Raw genomic sequence first — 20489 nt, forward strand, 5'->3', positions numbered from 1 at the left:
GATTACACCAGCGGCAGGGCGGTGGTGTCTTTGATGCGCTGCAGGGCGAAGGAGGACTTCACGTCCAGCACCGCCGGGTGGCGCAGCAGCGTCGCCATCATGAAGCGCGAGAAGTGGTCCATGTCTTCCACGTGCACACGCAGCAGGTAATCCATTTCGCCGGTCATGGCGTAGCAGGCCACGACTTCCGGCCATTGTTCGACCGCCACCGCGAAATCGGCGCGCGGCGAGGTGCCGGTCGGGTTCACGCCCAGGGCGCGTGCGTTGCTATGGGCCGCCGCGTCGCTGTGCTTTTCCAGGCGCACGTTCACATAGGCCAGCAGGCCCAGGCCGATTTTGTCCGGGTCCAGCAGCGCCACGTACTGGCGGATCACGCCTTCCTCTTCCAGGCGCTTGATGCGGCGCAGGCAGGGGGAGGGGGAGAGGTTGACTTGCTCTGCGACATCCTGATTGGACAGGCGCCCATCGGTTTGCAAAATGGACAAAATCTTGCGATCCGTTTTATCCAGCGCAATCTTAGTCATAAATTCCTCATATGTTCTTGGTTCTGGCAATATTATTGCTCAATCCGGTCGCCACTGGGAAATATTTGCAATTTAATGTCGCAGGGTGAAGACTATACTGTGCGCAATTCTAAATGGGAGACGCACCATGAAATTCACCCCCTGGGAAAACCCAATGCGCACCGACGGCTTCGAGTTCGTCGAGTTCGCGGCACCCGATCCAAAAGCCCTGGGCAAGCTGTTCGAAAACATGGGCTTCACCGCTATCGCCCGTCACCGCCACAAGGATGTGACGCTGTACCGCCAGGGCGATATCAACTTCATCATCAACGCCGAGCAGGATTCCTTCGCCCAGCGCTTCGCCCGCCAGCACGGTCCTTCCGTGTGCGCCATCGCGATCCGCGTGGACGATGCGGCCTTCGCATACAAGCGCGCGCTGGAACTTGGTGCGTGGGGTTTTGACAACAAAACCGGTCCGATGGAGCTGAATATCCCTGCCATCAAAGGCGTGGGCGACTCCCTGCTGTATTTAGTCGACCGCTGGCGCGGCAAGAATTCGGCCGACGGCAAGCCGACCGGCGCGATTGGCGATATCTCCATTTACGACGCGGACTTCGTGGCCATTGAAGGCGCCGAAGCCAACCCGGTCGGCAATGGCCTGACCTATATCGACCACCTGACCCATAATGTGCACCGTGGCCGCATGAAGGAATGGGCTGACTTCTACGAGCGCCTGTTCAACTTCCGCGAAGTGCGCTATTTCGACATCGAAGGCAAGCTGACCGGCCTGAAGTCGAAGGCCATGACTTCGCCTTGCGGCAAGATCCGTATCCCGATCAATGAATCGTCGGACGACAAGTCGCAGATCGCCGAGTACCTGAACGAGTACCACGGCGAAGGCATCCAGCACATCGCGCTGGGGACCGACCGTATTTACGATTCGGTGCAGGGCCTGCGCGACCAGGGCATCGTGTTCCAGGACACGATCGAGACCTACTATGAGCTGGTGAACCGCCGCCTGCCGAACCATGGCGAGAACGTTGAGGAACTGCGCCGCCTGCGCATCCTGATCGACGGCCACTCGAACGAATCCGAACGCGAACTGCTGCTGCAGATCTTCACCCAGAACGTGATTGGCCCGATCTTCTTCGAGATCATCCAGCGCAAGGGCGACCAGGGCTTCGGCGAAGGCAACTTCCGCGCGCTGTTCGAATCGATTGAGCTGGACCAGATCCGCCGCGGCGTGCTGGACGATCCTTCGAAGTCGGCCGCCTGAACCCAGTAAGGCGGGGTCAGACCCAAGGGTCAGATCCAGCCACTGCAAGCCGCGCAGACAGGGTCCGACCCTTGGGTCGTACCCAGGTTTACCGGGTTTAAAGAATTCCGGCAGCCCCGCACTTAAGACAGGGCGCCGTTCTAAATTTTTGAAAAGTTTTTGGAGACACACCTGATGAACGCACCCGTCAAGAGCGGCGAGCTATCGCCCGCGCACGACATCACCCTCGACGACAAGTGGACCCTGGAGCGCGGCCGCGCCTTCATGACCGGCACGCAAGCCCTGATCCGCCTGCCTATGCTGCAGCGTGAGCGCGACCTGAAAGCCGGCCTGAATACCGCCGGCTACATCACCGGCTACCGCGGTTCGCCAGTCACCTCGGTCGACATGACGGCGATGAAGGCCAAGAAGCACCTCGACGCGCACCATGTCAAGTTCCACCCTGGCATGAACGAAGACCTGGCGGCGACCGCCGTCTGGGGCACCCAGCAAACCAACCTGTTCGAAGACGCCAAGTACGACGGCGTGTTCTCCATGTGGTACGGCAAAGGCCCAGGCGTTGACCGCTGCGGCGACGTCTTCAAGCACGCCAACAACGCCGGCTCCTCCAAGCACGGCGGCGTGCTGGTGCTGGCCGGCGACGACCATGCTGCAAAATCGTCCTCCACCGCCCACCAGTCGGACCACATCCTGAACGCCTGCGGCATTCCGGTGCTGTACCCGGCTTCGGTGCAGGAATACATCGACTACGGCCTGCACGCCTGGGCCATGAGCCGCTACACCGGCCTGTGGGTGTCGATGAAGTGCGTGACCGACATTATCGAGTCGGGCGCCGTGGTTGATTTCGACCCTGACCGCGTGCAGATCCAGATGCCGGACGACTTCGAGCTGCCGGCCGGCGGCCTGAATATCCGCTGGCCGGACACCGTGCTGGACATGGAAGTCCGCATGAACAGCTACAAGTGGTACGCCGCGCTGGCCTACTGCCGCGCCAATAAGCTGAACAAGATCATCTGGGATGCGCCGAAGCCGAAGATCGGCATCATCACCGCCGGCAAGTCCTACCTGGACACCCGCCAGGCGCTGGCCGACCTGGGCATCGACGAACAAGCCGCTGCCGATATCGGCATCCGCCTGTACAAGATTGGCATGACCTGGCCGTTGGAAGCGGACGGCGTGCACGAATTCGCCAAGGGCCTGGACGAGATCCTGGTCGTGGAAGAAAAGCGCCAGATCCTGGAATACGCGCTGAAGGAAGAGCTGTACAACCTGCCGGACGGCGAACGCCCGCGCGTGGTCGGCAAGTTCGACGACACCGGCGAGTGGAGCAACAAGGGCAAAACCGGCCACGGCGACTGGCTGCTGCCCGCGACCTATGAGCTGAACCCAGCCCAGATCGCACGCGCCATCGCTTCCCGTATCGAGCACTATTGCAAGGACCATCCGGTAGCGGCACGCGTGAAGGAGCGTATCGCCTTCCTGGAAGCCAAAGAAGCCGCGCTGAAAAACCTGCCGGCCAAGGCTAACCCGGAAACCGACCGTATCCCTTACTTCTGCTCCGGCTGCCCGCACAACTCATCGACCAAGGTGCCGGAAGGTTCGCGCGCGATGGCAGGTATCGGCTGCCACTACATGGTGCTGTGGATGGACCGCGAAACGTCCACCTTCACCCATATGGGCGCGGAAGGCGTGACCTGGGTCGGCCAGGCGCCGTTCACCAACGAGAAGCACGTCTTCACCAACCTGGGCGACGGTACCTACTTCCACTCGGGCATCCTGGCGATCCGCGCGGCGGTTGCGGCGAAGGTGAACATCACCTACAAGATCCTGTACAACGACGCCGTGGCAATGACCGGCGGCCAGAACGTGGACGGCCCGCTGGATCCAGGCATGATTTCGCGCCAGATCGCCGCGGAAGGCGTGACCCCGATCATCGTGGTCACCGACGAACCTGAAAAATATCCGGACGATTACAACTGGGCGCCAGGCGTCACCGTGCGTCACCGCTCCGAGCTGATGGACGTGCAGCGCGAACTGCGCGACAAGCCGGGCGTGTCGGCCATGATTTACGACCAGACCTGCGCTTCCGAGAAGCGTCGCCGCCGCAAGAAAGGCGAGTTCCCTGACCCGGCCAAGCGCGCCGTGATCAACGAAGCCGTGTGCGAAGGCTGCGGCGACTGCTCCGTGCAGTCCAACTGCCTGTCCGTGGAGCCGCTGGAAACTGAACTGGGCCGCAAGCGCCAGATCAACCAGTCCAGCTGCAACAAGGACTTCTCCTGCGTGAACGGCTTCTGCCCGTCCTTCGTGACGGTGGAAGGCGGCGGCCTGAAAAAGCCGAAGAAAGCCGCAGCAGCCGGCGGCGGTGAAGTGCCAGCCCTGCCAGCACCTGCACTGCCTTCGACCGAGAACCCATACGGCATCCTGATCACCGGTATCGGCGGCACCGGCGTGGTGACCGTTGGCCAGATCCTGGCCGTGGCTGCCCACGTTGAAGGCAAGGGCGCCATCGTGCTGGACATGTCCGGCCTGGCCCAGAAGGGCGGCCCTGTGATGTCGCACGTACGCCTGGCCGACAAGCAGGCCGACCTGCATTCGACCCGCGTAGGTACCGGCAGCGCCGACCTGGTGATCGGCTGCGACCAGATCGTGACCGCATCGAAAGACGCGCTGTCGCGCATGGGCGAAGGCCGCACTTACGCAGCCATCAACTCGACCGGCGCTACCACCGCAGCTTTCGTGAAGAACCCTGACTGGCAATTCCCAGGCACTTCTTCGCAGGCCGAGATCAAGCGCGCCTGCGGCGAGTCCAATGTGGACTTCGTCGATGCAGGCAAGATCGCGACCTCGCTGATGGGCGATTCGATTGCCACCAATATGTTCATGCTGGGCTACTCCTTCCAGAAAGGCCACGTGCCGTTGTCGGAAGCTTCGCTGATGAAGGCGATCGAACTGAATGGCGTATCCGTGCCGTTCAACAAGGCAGCCTTCAACTGGGGCCGTTACTGCGCGCACGACACCGCAGCCGTCGCCAAGCTGGCGACCCCTGCAACCGTGATCGAATTCAAGCGCAGCCAGTCGCTGGAAGAAGTGATCGCCAAGCGCGTGGAACTGCTGACCGCCTACCAGAACGCCGCGTACGCCAAGCAGTACAGCGACTTCGTGGCGCAAGTGCAGGCCGCGGAAGACAAGGTCGGCGGCAAGAAGCTGACCGAAGCGGTAGCCCGCTACTTCTACAAGCTGATGGCCTACAAGGACGAGTACGAAGTGGCACGCTTGCACAGCGACAAGGCCTTCCGCGCCAAGATTGAAAACATGTTTGAAGGCGACTACAAGGTGAAATTCCACCTGGCCCCTCCGCTGCTGGCGAAGAAGGACAAGGAAGGCCACCTGGTCAAGCAGGAATTCGGTCCATGGATGATGAAAGCCTTCGGCGTGCTGGCCAAGTTCAAAGGCCTGCGCGGCACCGCCCTCGACGTCTTCGGCTACACCGCGGAGCGCAAGATGGAACGCGCCCTGATCGGCGAATACCGCAAGACCGTGGAAGGCCTGCTGGGCAAGCTGACTGCCGATAACGTGGCAACCGCCGCGGCGATCGCGCGTATTCCAGAAGACATCCGCGGCTATGGCCACGTGAAGGAGCGCCACCTGAAGGCAGCCAAGCAGAAAGAAGCATCGCTGCTGGCTGAATTCAGCAAACCGGCTGTCGCAACACACGCAGCCTGAGTTTTAGTGCTTGCGTAAAAAGCCGGGGCAAGTCCCCGGCTTTTTTATACGCTGCCTTGTTGTAAATTATGATTACTATATTTACAAGCAAATAGTTACTCCATAGAATCGTTGCATGCAATAATTCTATGGAGTTCATCATCGAAACCGCCATTCCGAACCAGCCCGCATTACTGGCTGAACTGACCCGTCCAACTGCCGGGTACCGGCGCAGCGCCCGCCTGGCCGTGGCCGGTCTACTGGTCTTTGTCCTGCTGTACTTCGGCCTCGCCGGCTGGTTACTGTACAGTGCATGGCACATGATCCAGGCCACCCTGCATGGTGGTAATGCCCTGGTCAATTGGTGTACCGCCATCATCGCCGTGCTGCTGGCGGTGGTCATGCTGAAGGCAATTTTCGCCGTGCGCAACTCCATGTCGCCCGGCATGGTCGAAGTCAAGCGGGAAGAACAACCTCGCCTGTTCGATTACCTGATGGCCCTTGCGGATACGGCCGGCGCGCCGCGCCCGCACCGCGTGTTCCTGTCGAACCGCGTGAATGCGGCGGTGTTTTACGACCTGTCGCTGCTGAACCTCATTTTCCCATCCAAGAAAAACCTGGAAATCGGGCTGCCGCTGGTGAACGCCTTGCCGCTGGGCGAGCTGCGTGCCGTGCTGGCCCACGAATTCGGCCACTTCGCGCAGCGCTCGATGGCGGTAGGCCGCTGGGCCTATGTGGCGCAGCAAGTGGTGCAGGAGATGGTGGCGCGCCGCGATGCGCTGGACGAATTCATCGAACGCGTTGGCAATGTCGATATTCGCCTGCGCCTGGCGGTTTGGGTGGTGCAGCTTATCGTCTGGTCGTTGCGCTCCCTGGTGGAGCAAGCCTTCCGCTTGGTGGTGCTGATGCAAAGGGCCCTGTCGCGCGAGATGGAAATGCAGGCTGACCTGGTAGCGGTTTCCCTGACCGGCAGCGACGCGCTGGTGCACGCGCTGCATCGCCTCGGCGCGGCGGACGACGCCTGGGAGCGCACTGTCGGCTTCGTGTTTGGCGAACATGGCTCTGGTCGCGCGACAAGCGACGCCTTTGCAGTGCAAAACCACATCACGGCGCGCATGGCAGGCATCCTGGACGATCCGTTCTACGGCAAGGTGCCGCCGCTGCCGGAGCAGCTACCGGAACAGCACCGCGTCTTCAAGGTGGAACTGGGCCAGCCGCCGCGCATGTGGCAAACCCACCCGCAAAACCATGAGCGCGAGGAAAACGCCAAGCGCCGCTACTTGCCTGCCGTCATCGACCAGTCCAGCGCGTGGTCGCTGTTCGACGATGCCGCCGGCCTGCGCCAACGCATGACCGCCCATTTGCTGGAAGGGCAGGACGGCAAGGCCGAGCCGGTCGAACTGGAAGAAAGCCTGAAGCGACTGGCCAAGGAATACCGCCGCGAACATTTCCAAAGCCGTTACTGCGGCGTGTACTTTGGCCGTTCGCTGACGCGCCATGCCGCCAAAGCCGCGGAGCTGCGCGCTTCCCGCGATGCGCAGCCTGCCGTCGAAGCCAACGCGCTTTACCCTGTCTCGCTGAAGGACGATGTGCGCCAGCTGCGCCAATTGCAGGAGGAGCATGCGCAGCTGTCGGCACTGATCAAAGGCCATACCAAAGTGCAGGGCAACCGCGTGCAACTGGGCGGCGAAGAATACAAGTTGAACCAGCTGCCGGCTGCGATGCAGAAAACAGATGAACGTATCGACCATCTGGAAGAGAAGCTGCGCCGACATGACGCTAGCGTCCGCGCCTGGCATTACACGGCGGCGCAGAAACTGGGCGAAGGCTGGCCGGCTTACCTGGATAGCCTGCTCGACGTCCTGCATTACGCTGAACACACGGCCGCCAACTTGCGCGACGCCTGGGAACTGGTCTTGAACACCCGCGCCGTCGTCACGGCCGTAGCGCACCAGAGCGAATCGAATATCCGCCGACTGATCGACGATTGCGGCGCCCTGTACGTGGTGCTGGACGAAGTCTATCGCGGCAATGGTTCGGTGCAGCTCGATCCGCAACTGATGGAACGCCTGGAGATGACCGAAAGCTGGCAGGTCACGCTGCAGAAATTCACCCTGCCTCCGGTCACGCGCGAGAACATCAACGACTGGCTGCAGGGCGTTGCAAGCTGGACGTCCCACACCACTGGCTGGCTGGGCGCCCTGCGTGCCGCGGCGCTCGAACAATTGCTGGTGTGCGAAACCCTGCTCGCAAGCCATGCGCGCAGCGGCCAGGCCATTGCCGCTGCGCCTGAACCGTGCCAGGTCCCGCGCGACTACACCGTGCTGCTGCATGGCGGAGAGCGCAAGCTGCAAACTTCCCTGGACTGGTGGGCGCGCTTCCAGCGCGCGGATGGCTGGCTGGCCGGCGGTGCACGCCTGGCCGTCGCCAGCGGCATCGTGGTGAGCGTGCTGGGCATGGGCGTCTCGCTCGGCTCGTCGACCGTTATCGTTTACAACGGCCTTGCTACTCCTGTGCGCGTGACGATCGATGGCAACTCCAAAACCGTTGAACCAGGCCATGACACCAGGATCGATGCCAGCCTGGAGACCAGGCATAAGGTTGAAGCGCACTTGCCGGATGGCCGCCTGCTGGAAAGCTTCAGCGGGGAAGACGGCGATGGCCAGTCGATTTACAACGTTGGCAGCGGTACTGTCATGGCCAGTTACGTCGTCCACTACGGCGGCAAGGGTGGCGACGAGCAGAGTACGTTGCTCGGCGCGCCGCGCTGGTTCCAGAACGATGCCGACGTCATCTTCCAGGAGCCGCCACAGTCGGTGAGCAGCAAGACGAAGAGCTGGCGCAAGGTGCTTGTGGCCGCAGCGGGCCTGGACCCGCAATCGATGTGGAGTAATGTCAAGGACGAAGCTCAGCGCAAAGCCATGCTGTTTAACCATGCGCAATGGGACAAGCTCGAACTGCCAGCGACCGCGGAATGGCTAGGGATCGCATTCGAAAATGGCGCTGGCGATGCTTTGGCGCAGCGCCTGAAGGATAATCCTGAACATGTGCAGCTGCGCCGCATGGAGCAGCGCTTTGCGAACGAATCGCCGGAAATTTGCGCGGCGGCGAACGAGCGGTCGAAAGCCCGTCCCGATGACGGCGACCGCCTCTACCTGGCCCTGCGCTGCAATAAGAGCGCCAGCAAAGAGGAAATCGCCGCTGCAATCGTGCGCTTCCCGAACAATCCATGGCTGACGTTCCTGCAAGCCCACAAACTGATGGACATCGGCGCCTGGGAAGAATCGCTGGAACCGCTGCGCAAGGTGCAGGGCAAGCTGCCGTATGAGAACGAGGAACTGGAGGTGGAGCTCGAGCGCGTGCGGCGTATGGTGGATGGCGAAGTGAAGTCGCGCTCCCAGCGCCATGGTTCACGTGCCCTCGCGCTGGTGCAAATGGAAAGCGACCCTGAAAGCCCGTTTACCGCCCTTGCGCACGGTGACTTGAACAAGGCGCTGGATGCATCGCGGGCTGACCCAGCGAAGGCAGCGCGCATGCGCTTGCTGGTTGCGGCATCGGATGGCGCCACTGCCACCCAGGTACAGGCCGCGCTGGACCAGCCTATGGCCGACGGGAGCAATCCGGACACCCTGATCATGAGCGCACTGGCAATGCGCTATGGCCGAAATGCCGAGCCTTATTGGGCCAACGCCACGGCGCTGCGCGAATACGCACCAAAGCTGCGCCGCTTCCTGGAAGCCGCCAAAGCCGGCAAATACATGGAAGCAGACCAGGAGCTGGGCGCAATCCAGATGGAGGTCCGCATCCTGGCTTACAGCGCTGGAGTGGTGGTGGCCGGACCCTCTGCGCCGGCCCGTTGGCGCAAGACTGCGCGCCTGATGCTGTTCGTCGGCGAGCGCCCATACCTGCGTTCCTGAAGCGCACTATAATGCTCCGGCGTTTTCCAACAACCGCCGGAGCATTGAGATGATTCGTCCTGCTGTACTGCTTTCTCTTCTTGCCGCATTCCCTCTGGCGCATGCTGCGCCCGATCTCACCACTGTCGCCGAACGCTCCGGCTACCACGCCACCGGCCGCTATGATGAAGTGCAGCGCCTGTGCGCCGACTACCAGAAGTCGTATCCGAAAGCCGTGCGCTGTTTTACTTTCGGTGAAACGCCGGAAGGCCGCCCGATGCTGGCGCTGGCGGCGTCGCGCACAGGCGCGTTGACCGCTGCAGCGGCGAAGCAGCGCAAACTGCCGGTGCTGCTGGTGCAAGGCGGCATCCACGCCGGTGAAATCGACGGCAAGGACGCCGGCTTCTGGGCGTTGCGCGAAGCGCTCGATGGCAAGGCCGCCGCCGGCGCGCTGGACAGGCAGGTCGTGCTCTTCGTCCCCGTCTTCAACGTCGACGGCCACGAGCGCTTCGGCAAAAACAACCGTCCCAACCAGCGCGGCCCGGTGGAAATGGGCTGGCGCGTCACCGCGCAGAACTACAACCTCAATCGCGACTATGTGAAGGCCGATGCGCCGGAAATGCAGGCCATGCTCAAGCTGGTCAACGAGTGGGACCCGCTGGCCTACATCGACCTGCACGTGACCGACGGCGCCAAGTTCCAGCCGGACGTGTCGATCCAGGTGGAGCCGGTGCATGGCGGCGATGCAGCGCTGCTGGCGCTGGGCAAGGACTTGCGCGAAAACGTGATGGCCGACTTGCGCAAGCAGGGCTCCGACCCGCGCCACTTCTACATTTCCTTCGACAAGACCGACCAGCCGGATTCCGGTTTCGTCGACAGCATGTCCACGCCGCGTTTCTCGACCGGCTACTTCCCGCTGCGTAACCGCTTCGCCATGCTGGTCGAGACGCACTCTTGGCGCGATTACCCGCACCGCGTAAAGGTCACGCGCAACACCATCGTCTCGCTGATGGACCAGTTCGCGCTGCACGGCGCTGCCTGGGCCAATGCCGTAGCCGAAGCCGACGCACGCGCTGCCAGGCTGGAAAATATGGCGCTCAGCTACAAGACCACCGAGCGCAGCACCATGATCGACTTCCCTGGCTACGAATACACGCGCACCCCATCCGACGTATCGGGCGGCACGTGGACCAGGTACGACGAAAGTAAGCCGCAGAAATGGACCGTCCCGCTGCGTGACGAAGTGGTGCCGGACATGGTGGCCATCGCCCCTGCTGGCGGCTACTTGGTGCCGGCCGCGCAAGCTTCGCTGGTCGAGCCGAAACTGAAGGTGCACGGCATCAGTTACAAGGTTCTCAAAACTGCGCCGGGCAAGGTTGCGGTGGAAACCTTCCGCGCCGATGAAGCCAAGCTGACCGCCAATTCCTTCGAAGGCCACCAGTTGGCCACGTGGAAGGGCGCGTGGAAACCGGAGCTGCGCGAAGTCGGCAAGGGCGCCCTGTTTGTGCCGATCGCCCAGGCAAAATCGCGCCTCGTTATGACCATGCTGGAGCCGGCCGGTGCCGACTCGCTGGCGGCCTGGGGCTTCTTCAATAATTATCTGGAACGCAAGGAGTACATGGAGGAGTACGTGGCCGAAGAAGCGGCGCGCGAGATGCTGGCCGCCGATCCGGCGCTGGCAGCGGCCTTCAAGGCAAAGCTGGAGAACGACCCGGCCTTCGCGAAGAACCCCCGTGCGCGCCTGGACTTCTTCGCCCGCCGCCACCCGACGTGGGACGAGCGCCACAACCTGTATCCGGTCTACCGCAGCAGTGTTGTTTACTAAACAGACCTAAATTAGGGGTGTTTTAGCGGTTTTCGATTGCGGGGGAAAATGCAGTAGCGCTATAAAAGCAGCACTATAAAAGGAGACACCATGGGTATTCGACCTTTCGTGGCGCTGTGCACAGGCGCGCTGCTGGCCGCTTCCGGCAATATAGCGCTGGCGGCGTCCCCCGGCACCCCAGCCGCCGCCGTCAACGTGTTTATCGGCACCGGCGGCGACGGCCACACTTTCCCCGGCGCCACCAGGCCATTCGGCATGGTGCAGCTGAGCCCGGATACCCAGGTGCGCCATTTCCGCCAAAGCTATCCCTGGGCGGCAGGCTACCGCTACGAGGACACATCCATCCTCGGCTTCTCCCACACCCACTTTTCCGGCGCCGGCCACTCCGACCTGGGCGATATCCTGCTGATGCCATATTCCGGCGAAACCAAGCTGGAACCAGGCTACCCCGAGCGGCCCTTCAGCGGCTACCGCTCCCGCTTCCGCCACGAAGACGAGCGCGCGGAGCCGGGTTATTACGCGGTGCGCCTGCAGGACCACGACGTCAATGTCGAACTGACCGCCAGCGAGCGCGTTGGCCTGCACCGCTACCGCTACGCCAAGGGCGCGGACGCCAAGGTCATTCTCGACCTGCGCCAGAGCATCTACGACTACGGCGGCAAGAACCTGTGGTCCTCCATGCGTGTGCGCGACAACAGCACCATCACCGGCATGCGTGTCACGCGCGGCTGGGCGCCAGGCCGTCAGGTCTACTTCGCGATGAAGTTCTCGCATCCGATGGCTGGCCGCGTGCTGCTTAACCGCGAAGAGGGCGTTGAGTACAAGGGCTTCGCCGGCCCGGGCAAGTCGGCCGCCGACAAGGCACAGGTGGAAGGCAAGGCCCTGGTGGCCGCGCTGGACTTCGGCAAGCCGGCGGATGGCAGCTTACTGGTGAAGGTCGCCCTGTCCGCCGTCAGCGAAGACGGCGCCTTGGCCAACCTCGAAGAAATGCCGGGATGGGATTTCGACGCTGAACGCCAGCGCGCGAGCGCTGCTTGGAACGATGCGCTGTCCGCGGTGGCAATCGAAGCGCCGGCCGATATGCGCACCATGGTCTATACGAGCCTGTACCACGCCATGCTGGCGCCAAGCCTGTTCATGGACCGCGACGGCAAATACCGCGGCCCGGACAACCAGGTGCACCAGGCCAACGGCTTCCGCTATCACTCGACGTATTCGCTGTGGGACACCTACCGCGCCCTGCACCCGCTGCTGACGCTGGTGCAGCCGGAGCAGCGCAACGCCGACTTCGTGAACTCGCTTGTCGCCTCGCGCCAGCACAGCCCTTACGGCATCCTGCCGGTATGGGCTTTCCACGGCCTGGAAACCTGGTGCATGATCGGCTACCACGCCGTGCCGGTGATCGCCGACGCCTACATGAAGGGCATCAAGGGCATCAACGCCGACGAGGCGCTGGCCGCCATGGTCGCCAGCGCCGAATACGGCCCATATGGCGGGCTTGAGCACTACATGAAGCTGGGCTATGTGCCGATCGACCTGGAGCCAGAAGCCGCCTCCAAGACCGTGGAGTACGCCTTCGACGACTGGACCATCGCCCGCATGGCGGAGAAGATGGGCAAGAAGGAAATCGCGGCGCGCTTTTACAAGCGCGCGCAGAACTACCGCAATGTGTTCGATACCAAGACCGGCTTTGTGCGCGCCCGTAAATCGACCGGCGAATTCCGCGAGCCGTTCAACCCGGTGCAGTCCAATTTCGGCAGCGATTACACCGAGGGCAGCGCCTGGCAGTATTCCTGGTATATGCCGCACGATAACGCGGGCCTGGTCAGCATGCTGGGCGGCGACGCCGGCCTGCAGTCGAAGATCGACCAGGTCTTCGACGCCAAGGTCGACGAGAACGTTTATGCCCACATGGAAGACATCTCCGGCCTGATCGGCCACTACGCCCACGGCAACGAGCCTTCGCATCATGTGGCTTACCTGTACAACTACGCCGGTGCGCCGTGGAAGACGCAGGCGCGCCTGGCGCAGATTGTCGCCAGCCAGTACCACGACAAGCCGGACGGCCTGGCAGGCAACGACGACCTGGGACAGATGTCGGCGTGGCTGACCTTCACCGCGCTGGGCTTTTACCCGGTGGCGCCGGGCAGCAATGAATACGTGATCGGACGTCCTTTCGTGGAGAAGGCCGTAATGAACCTGCCGAACGGGAAGCGCTTCACTATCCGCGCCGAGGGCCTGGGCGCCGCCAATGCCTACGTCGGCAGCGTCACGCTGAACGGCAAGCCGCTGGCGCGCAGCTTCCTGCGCCACGAAGACATCATGGCCGGCGGCGAACTGACGTTCCGCATGCAGGCCACGCCGAACAAAGAGTGGGGCCGCGAACGCAGCGCCCGTCCATATAGCCAAACGGGGTATCAATAATGAGTGACACCATCTTCCGCGCCAGCCTGGCGCTCGTCATGGCCGCGGCCATGCCGCTGGCGTCCGCGCAATTCGTCGGAAAAGTCAGCGACCCGGTGGAGTGGGTCAACCCGCTCATGGGCACCGCCAGCAAGCCAGAAATGTCGAACGGGAATACCTACCCGGCGGTGACCGTCCCGTGGGGCATGAATCTGTGGACCCCGCAAACCGGCAAGATGGGCAATGGCTGGGCCTACCAGTACGACGCCGACAAGATGCGCGGCCTGAAGCAGACGCACCAGCCTTCGCCTTGGATGAACGACTACGGCCAGTTCTCGGTCATGCCGGTCACCGGCGCCAAGCGCTTCACGGAAGACGACCGCGCCAGCTGGTTTTCGCATAAGGCCGAAACGTCCAAGCCTTACTACTATAGCGTGTACCTGGCCGATGCCGACGTGACCGCCGAACTGACGCCGACCGAACGCGCCGCGCAATTCCGTTTCACTTTCCCGGAATCGGACAAGAGCTACGTGGTGGTGGATGCTTTCGACAAAGGCTCCTACATCAAGATCATTCCCGAGCAGCGCAAGGTGATCGGTTACAGCACGCGTTACGCGCGCGGCCCGCTGCCATCTTCTTTCCGCCTGCACTTCGTCATGGTGTTCGACAAGCCATTCACCTCCACCGATGTGTGGCGCGGCAAGGAGCTGGTTGAAGGTGAGCTGGAAATGCAAAGCGAGCACAGTGGCGCCATCGTCGGCTTCAAAACCAAGCGCGGCGAACAGGTGCACATGAAGGTCGCATCCTCCTTCATCAGCCAGGAGCAGGCTGAATTGAACCTGCAGCGCGAACTGGCGAAGGATGATTTCGACACCACCCGCGCCCGCGCTAAAGCCGCCTGGAACAACGCATTGTCAAAAGTGGAAGTGGAGGGCGGCACCATCGACCAGATGCGCACCTTCTATTCCAGCTTGTACCGCATGGTGCAGTTCCCGAACAAGCTTTACGAAGTGGATGCAGCCGGCCAGCCGGTGCACTGGAGCCCATACAACGGCAAGGTGCTGCCTGGCTTCCTGTACGGCGGTACCGGATTCTGGGATACCTTCCGCGCCCTGTACCCGTTCCTGAACCTGGTCTACCCATCGATCAACCGCGAAATGCAGGCCGGCCTGGCCAACGCCTATCGCGAAGGCGGCTGGCTGCCCGAGTGGTCCAGCCCGGGCTATGCCGACATCATGGTGGGCAATAACTCCGCCTCCGTTGTCGCCGATGCATGGATCAAGGGCAGCCGTGGTCCCGACATCGAAACCCTGTGGGAAGCGCTCAAAAAAGGCGCCAATAACGAAGGCCCGATGTCGGCCGTCGGCCGCGCCGGCGTTAAGTACTACAACGAACTTGGCTACGTGCCTTACGACGTCAAAATCAACGAGAACGCCGCCCGTACGCTGGAGTATGCCTACGACGACTTTGCGATTTACCAGCTGGGCAAAGCGCTCGGCAAACCGGAATCGGAAATCGGCATCTACGCCCAGCGCGCCATGAATTACAAGAAGCTGTTCGATCCGGAGACGCGCCTGATGCGCGGCCGTAACAAGGACGGCAGCTTCCAGACGCCATTCAATCCGGTCAAATGGGGTGACGCCTTCACTGAAGGGAATAGCCTGCACTACACCTGGTCCGTTTTCCACGACATCGACGGCCTCGTGAACCTGATGGGCGGCCGCACCGCCTTCGTCGACAAGCTGGATTCGGTGATGAGCACCCCGCCGACCTTCGACGACAGCTATTACGGCTCGGTGATCCACGAGATCCGCGAAATGCAGGTGGCGAACATGGGCCAGTACGCGCATGGCAACCAGCCTATCCAGCACATGCTCTACCTGTACAACTACGCAGGCGCGCCGTGGAAGTCGCAGTACTGGATCCGCGAAACGCTGAACCGCATGTACAAGGCGACGCCGGACGGCTACTGCGGCGATGAAGACAATGGCCAGACCTCGGCCTGGTATGTGTTCTCGGCGCTGGGCTTTTATCCGGTGACGCCGGCTGTCGGCCAGTACGTGGTGGGCGCGCCGCTATTCCAGCACGCCACCGTGCACCTGGAGAACGGCAAGCAGCTGCGCATCAACGCGCCGGGCAACGGCGCCGACAAGCGCTACATCCGCTCAGCCAAACTCAATGGCCGCGCCATGCAACGCAATTGGCTGGGCCACGACGAAATGCTGCGCGGCGCGACCTTTGATGTGGAGATGTCGGCGCAACCGAACCAGCAGCGCGGCACCGCTGCGGCCGATGCCCCGTACTCGTTCTCGCGCGCCGAAGCGGCGGCTACTTCGCCGAAACGATAGTGTCAATCATTTGCTGGGAATAGGCAGCGCCCGTCGCTTCGGTCGCCTCCATCATGGAGCGCCAAAGCGGGACGATGCCGACGCTCAGCTTATCGAAGCGCACAAGGCCGCAGGCATAAATGCCATCATAGGTATCGACTGTGTTGTTGAGCTTCTCGCAGGTCGCAAGCTGTTTCGCGCGGTAGGCCTTCACCGACTCTTCGCCATAAACGCCCGTCTGGAGCAGGGCATCGAGGGCCATGGCCTCCGCACCGCCCTCATGGATCCACGGATCCTGCTCACCCATGCCACCCCGGGCGACCGCCAACTGCCAAACGTGCGCCATCTCGTGTGCAACGTTGTGGGCCGCCATCTCACGCAGTTTCGGATGGTCGAGCAGCACCTGCTTGCCTTCCAGCCGGTAGGAAACCTGGCCCTGGCCCAAAATGGCGCCTCCCTTCATCGAAAAGCCCGACGACTCAAAGTTGTCCACCGAAATCAATATCAGCAGTTCGTCCTTTAGCTGCCGCTGATAGGCCTTTTCGTAATAGGCGGAGACCTTCGCGCCGACATCGAGAATCGTTTCGCGCAGCCACTGCGGGGTTCGTGGATCGATCAGAACTTTTACCGCGCCGGCAGGGACAGCCTGCGCCGGACCAAAGTAGGCATAGCCACGCGCTGAACCTGGTTCCAGGCGGTTGGCCGGCGGAGCGATCAGGTTCTCCTGCGCCAGGCCAAACAGCTTGATATCGGTGTGCATGGAGCGTGTCTTTTTGCCTTGCTCGACGTCGCCCTGCAAGTGGCCGAGGTAGACCGTCGTCCCGCCATCGCCAAAGCGGTTGAACGAGACATACTCCTTCGGCGACCAGCCATCGAAAGTCTTGATCTGCACGCTGGCCGTCTTGAACGGCTTGCCCTTGGCCGCAATGACATCGGAGTCCTCGTCGGATGTCATGCCCATGCCGGGCGTGAGCACCTTCCACTCCTGTTGCCGGAACTTGCCGATGGAATGAAGCTTGACCGCCGTAACAGGCTGCGCAAACCGGTAATCCACGCGCCACAGGTCTTTCGCCACATGGTGCACGTCCACCGCCACGGCAAGCCCAGGCTGTTCCTCCGCATGCACAAGCGGAGCAGCGCACAACATCAGCAAGACGGCGCAAAGGCCAAGGAAACGACGCATCGGGAGGTCCCTTCAATGTTCATGAAGGGACCTATTCTAACCGGAGGAGTTGCTTTTATTGCAAATTGACGAGAGGGATCGTCGTAGGAGCTGGCGTGGAGCATGGCTCCTCATCGAAGGCGATGTCGCCCAGCGGGTTGGCGATGCCGTCGGTCTTGAGGTCGGTGAAGCCGAACAGCTCGCGGTCCATCAGGTGCGAAGGAATCACGGTAGACAGGGCGGAGAAGGTGCTCTCCACGCGGCCCGGGTGCTTCTTCTCCCATTCGCGCAGCATGGCCTTGATCTGCTTGCGCTGCAGGTTTTCCTGCGAGCCGCACAGGTCGCACGGGATGATCGGGAAGTTCTTCACCGCGGCATAGCGCTCGGTGTCTTCTTCCTTCACATAGGCCAGCGGGCGGATCACCATATGCTTGCCGTCGTCGGACACCAGCTTGGCCGGCATGCCTTTGATCTTCCCGCCGAAGAACATATTCAGGAAGAAGGTCTCGAGGATGTCGTCGCGGTGGTGGCCGAGGGCGATCTTGTTGCAGCCCAATTCATCGGCCACGCGGTACAGGATGCCGCGGCGCAGGCGCGAGCACAGGGAGCAGGTGGTTTTGCCTTCCGGGATCAGGCGCTTCACGATCGAGTAGGTGTCCTGGTTCTCGATATGGAACGGCACGCCCAGCTTTTCCAGGTAAGCCGGAAGTATGTCGGCCGGGAAGTTCGGCTGCTTCTGGTCCAGGTTGACCGCGACGATCTCGAAGTTGATCGGTGCGCGTTCGCGCAGCGTCATCAAAATATCGAGCAGGGCGTAGGAGTCTTTGCCGCCGGACAGGCAGACCATCACCTTGTCGCCGTCTTCGATCATATTGAAGTCGCCGATGGCCTGGCCCACCAGGCGGCACAGGCGCTTGTGCAGCTTGTTGTTTTCGTAGGCGACTTTGTCCTCGGCCTTGGTGTCCACTACTGCGTTCATTCTGCGTCCTTGATACGGAAGACTTCCACGCCCACGCCTTCGCAATCCGGGTAGACGTCAGGCTTCATGGTCGACACGCGCGCCGCGCGCACGCTCGGGTGGGCCAGCATGGCCTGCACCACGTCGTCCACCAGGGTTTCCTGCAGGTGCACGTGGCCTTCCGCCATGCGGCGCGCGATGGTCTCGCGCATGAAGTCGTAGTCGACCACTTCGTGCAGCTCGTCGGCCTTCGGGGTCGACACGGACAGCGGAATGTACAGGTCAACGTTGATCAGTACGCGCTGCTCGCCTTTCTTCTCGAAATCGTGCACGCCGATGTTGATCAGCACTTCATAGTTGCGCAGGAACAGCCGGCGGCAGTCTTGCAGTTGCGGGTGAATCAGGGCGGACAGCATGGTGCTAATCTTTCAAAAGTATTTATTTAGCCAGGAACATCACGTCGCGCGGCGATGGCAGCAAGTGCTGGCCGCCATCGACCAGCAGGGTAGTGCCGGTCATCGCACGCGCGCCCGCCGCATACACCACGGCGTTGGCAATATCCTCGGGAGTGCTGGAGCGACCCAGCGGCGTCTGGGTATGCGCTTTCTCGAAGCCTTCCTCGCTCTGGTCACCGGACACCATCGTGATGCCGGGCGCCACGCCTACCACCCGGACCTTGGGCGCCAGCGACTGGGCCAGCATGGTATTGGCCGCTGCCAGCGCCGCCTTGGACAGGGTGTAGGACAGGAAATCAGGGTTGAGATTATAAAGCTTCTGGTCCAGCAGGTTCACAACGACGGCCTGGCCGCCTTCCGGCGTGGCGTCGTACAGGGCGCGCGCCAGCTGGACCGGCGCTGCCACGTTGGCGTGCATATGGGCGTCGAGCCGGGCCTGCGTGAAATTCAGGTCGCTGTCGTAATCGAACAGGGAGGCGTTGTTGACCACGCAGTCCACGCGGTCCAGTGCGGCGATCGCCTGCGGCAGCAGGCCGCCCACGGCTTCCTCGTCGGACAGTTCGCATTGCAGCGTGACGGCGCGGCGGCCGAGGGCGGCGATTTCCCGCGCCACTTCACGTGCTTCGTCGTGCGAGTTGCGGTAGTGGACGGCGATATCCCAGCCGGCGCGCGCCAGGCCGAGCGCGATCTCGCGTCCCAGTCGGCGGCCGGCGCCGGTCACCAGGGCCACGCGCGGTTTTTCTTCAGAAGTAGTCATAGTCAATATGCGCAAAATGGCGCCGGGCAGCGCTGAACCGCTACAATGCCGGCATGTCTTTACCAGCACCTTCTCCTGACGCGCTGGCCGCGTCCCAAGCCTTGCAGCGCCTGATCGCCGATGAAATCTCACGGCAAGGCGGCGCCATCCCGTTCTCCCGCTTCATGGAGCTGGCGTTGTATGCGCCGGGCCTGGGCTACTACAGCGGCGGCGCCGCCAAGCTGGGCAAAGATGGCGATTTTACAACCGCGCCCGAGATGAGCGCCCTGTTCGGGCAAACGCTGGCGCATGCCGCAGCCGCTATTATGGACCAAAGCGCGCCGCACATCCTCGAATTTGGCGCCGGCACGGGCAAGCTGGCCAAGGATATTCTGACCGAGGCGGCGAGCGCCGGCATCGCGGTCGAGAGCTATTCCATTGTCGAATTGTCCGGCGAACTGCGCGCCCGCCAGCAGGAGCTGCTGCGCGAGTTCCCGCAAGTGCGTTGGCTCGACGCGCTGCCCGCCTCGTTTGAAGGCGCCGTATTCGGCAATGAAGTGCTGGATGCGATGCCGGTCGACGTGGTCACCCTGACCGAAGAGGGCTGGCAGTCGCTGTATGTGGCCGCAGCGGCCGACGATGCGGGCGGCGCGCGCTTCGCCTGGCGCCTCACGGCAGCCGACGCCGCGCTGCTGGCGCAGGTCGAACGCCAGATTCCCGACGCCGGTGCGCTGCCGGTCGGCTACGTCACCGAAGTGCACGGCGCCGGCTGCGGCTTCATGGCCACCTTGGCCGGCATGCTGGCGCAAGGCAAGGGCGCAGCCTTCCTGTTCGACTACGGCTTCCCGGCCCGCGAGTTCTACCTGGGCGACCGCGCCACCGGCACCCTGATGTGCCATTACCGCCATCACGCCCACCCCGAACCGTTCTACCTGCCGGGCCTGCAGGACATCACCGCCCACGTCGACTTCACGGCAATGGCGCTGGCCGCCCAGGACGCCGGCGCCGACGTCATGGCCTACAACAGCCAGGCCGGTTTCCTGATCGGCGCCGGCATCGGCGAGCTGATGCAGCGCTTTGACCCGGCCGACGCCCTGAACTACCTGCCGCACGCCAACGCACTGCAGAAATTGCTTTCTCCCGCCGAAATGGGAGAATTATTCAAGGTGCTGGTGATTGGCCACGGTGTCGAGTTGCCTGAGCGGCTTCTGCGTAGCGACCGCAGCCACCGTTTGTAATATGATTG

The 20489-nt window shown here is 62.4% G+C and carries 12 protein-coding genes; 7 read left to right on the forward strand and 5 right to left on the reverse strand.

Annotation, left to right across the window (positions count from 1 at the left end):
• Nucleotides 1-2 precede the first annotated feature (2 nt).
• Entirely contained in the window at nt 3-524 is a 522-nt protein-coding gene (locus AC1RTP_RS10090) for an Lrp/AsnC family transcriptional regulator (RefSeq protein WP_028103119.1), read from the reverse strand.
• A gap of 127 nt (nt 525-651) precedes the next feature.
• On the opposite strand from AC1RTP_RS10090, the gene hppD reads away from it, so the two are divergent.
• The 6 genes from hppD (at nt 652) to AC1RTP_RS10120 (ending at nt 15953) form a co-directional block, all read left to right on the forward strand.
• The gene (hppD, locus tag AC1RTP_RS10095) at nt 652-1779 is read left to right on the forward strand and encodes a 4-hydroxyphenylpyruvate dioxygenase (RefSeq protein WP_498607094.1); all 1128 of its coding nucleotides are present in this window, start codon (nt 652-654) and stop codon (nt 1777-1779) included.
• Between the two features lie 174 nt (nt 1780-1953).
• A complete protein-coding gene (locus AC1RTP_RS10100; protein ID WP_498607096.1) occupies nt 1954-5502 on the forward strand; it encodes an indolepyruvate ferredoxin oxidoreductase family protein in 3549 nt (1182 codons plus the stop codon).
• 128 nt (nt 5503-5630) lie between these two features.
• Nucleotides 5631-9398, forward strand: a complete 3768-nt coding sequence (locus tag AC1RTP_RS10105; RefSeq protein WP_498607098.1) for a M48 family metallopeptidase — start codon at nt 5631-5633, stop codon at nt 9396-9398.
• Between the two features lie 49 nt (nt 9399-9447).
• Nucleotides 9448-11202 carry a M14 family metallopeptidase gene (locus tag AC1RTP_RS10110; RefSeq protein WP_498607100.1) on the forward strand — a complete coding sequence of 585 codons (1755 nt, stop codon included), beginning with the start codon at nt 9448-9450 and terminating at the stop codon, nt 11200-11202.
• A gap of 90 nt (nt 11203-11292) precedes the next feature.
• Nucleotides 11293-13626, forward strand: coding sequence for a GH92 family glycosyl hydrolase (locus tag AC1RTP_RS10115; protein ID WP_498607102.1), 2334 nt, complete (start codon nt 11293-11295; stop codon nt 13624-13626).
• Nucleotides 13626-15953, forward strand: coding sequence for a GH92 family glycosyl hydrolase (locus tag AC1RTP_RS10120; protein WP_498607104.1), 2328 nt, complete (start codon nt 13626-13628; stop codon nt 15951-15953). The genes AC1RTP_RS10115 and AC1RTP_RS10120 overlap by 1 nt, the downstream gene beginning before the upstream one ends.
• On the opposite strand, the gene AC1RTP_RS10125 is transcribed toward AC1RTP_RS10120, so the two are convergent.
• From AC1RTP_RS10125 to AC1RTP_RS10140, 4 genes are read right to left on the reverse strand one after another with little or no spacing between them, the layout of a single operon-like run.
• On the reverse strand, nt 15934-17115 hold the full coding sequence (locus AC1RTP_RS10125) for a hypothetical protein (protein ID WP_498607106.1): 1182 nt from the start codon (nt 17113-17115) through the stop codon (nt 15934-15936). The genes AC1RTP_RS10120 and AC1RTP_RS10125 overlap by 20 nt on opposite strands.
• 55 nt (nt 17116-17170) lie before the next feature.
• Nucleotides 17171-18073, reverse strand: coding sequence for a tRNA 2-thiocytidine(32) synthetase TtcA (gene ttcA / locus AC1RTP_RS10130; protein ID WP_498607108.1), 903 nt, complete (start codon nt 18071-18073; stop codon nt 17171-17173).
• Nucleotides 18070-18468 carry a dihydroneopterin aldolase gene (locus AC1RTP_RS10135; protein ID WP_498607110.1) on the reverse strand — a complete coding sequence of 133 codons (399 nt, stop codon included), beginning with the start codon at nt 18466-18468 and terminating at the stop codon, nt 18070-18072. Before AC1RTP_RS10135 ends, ttcA begins: the two co-directional genes overlap by 4 nt.
• Before the next feature lie 22 nt (nt 18469-18490).
• Nucleotides 18491-19264 (reverse strand): SDR family oxidoreductase, encoded by a 774-nt coding sequence (locus AC1RTP_RS10140; protein ID WP_498607112.1) that lies wholly within the window; start codon nt 19262-19264, stop codon nt 18491-18493.
• Between the two features lie 53 nt (nt 19265-19317).
• Between AC1RTP_RS10140 and AC1RTP_RS10145 the strand changes: the two genes are divergently transcribed.
• Nucleotides 19318-20481, forward strand: a complete 1164-nt coding sequence (locus AC1RTP_RS10145; RefSeq protein ID WP_498607114.1) for a class I SAM-dependent methyltransferase — start codon at nt 19318-19320, stop codon at nt 20479-20481.
• Nucleotides 20482-20489: the final 8 nt, after the last annotated feature.

The organism is Pseudoduganella sp. GW821-FHT11H04 (genome assembly GCF_058807935.1).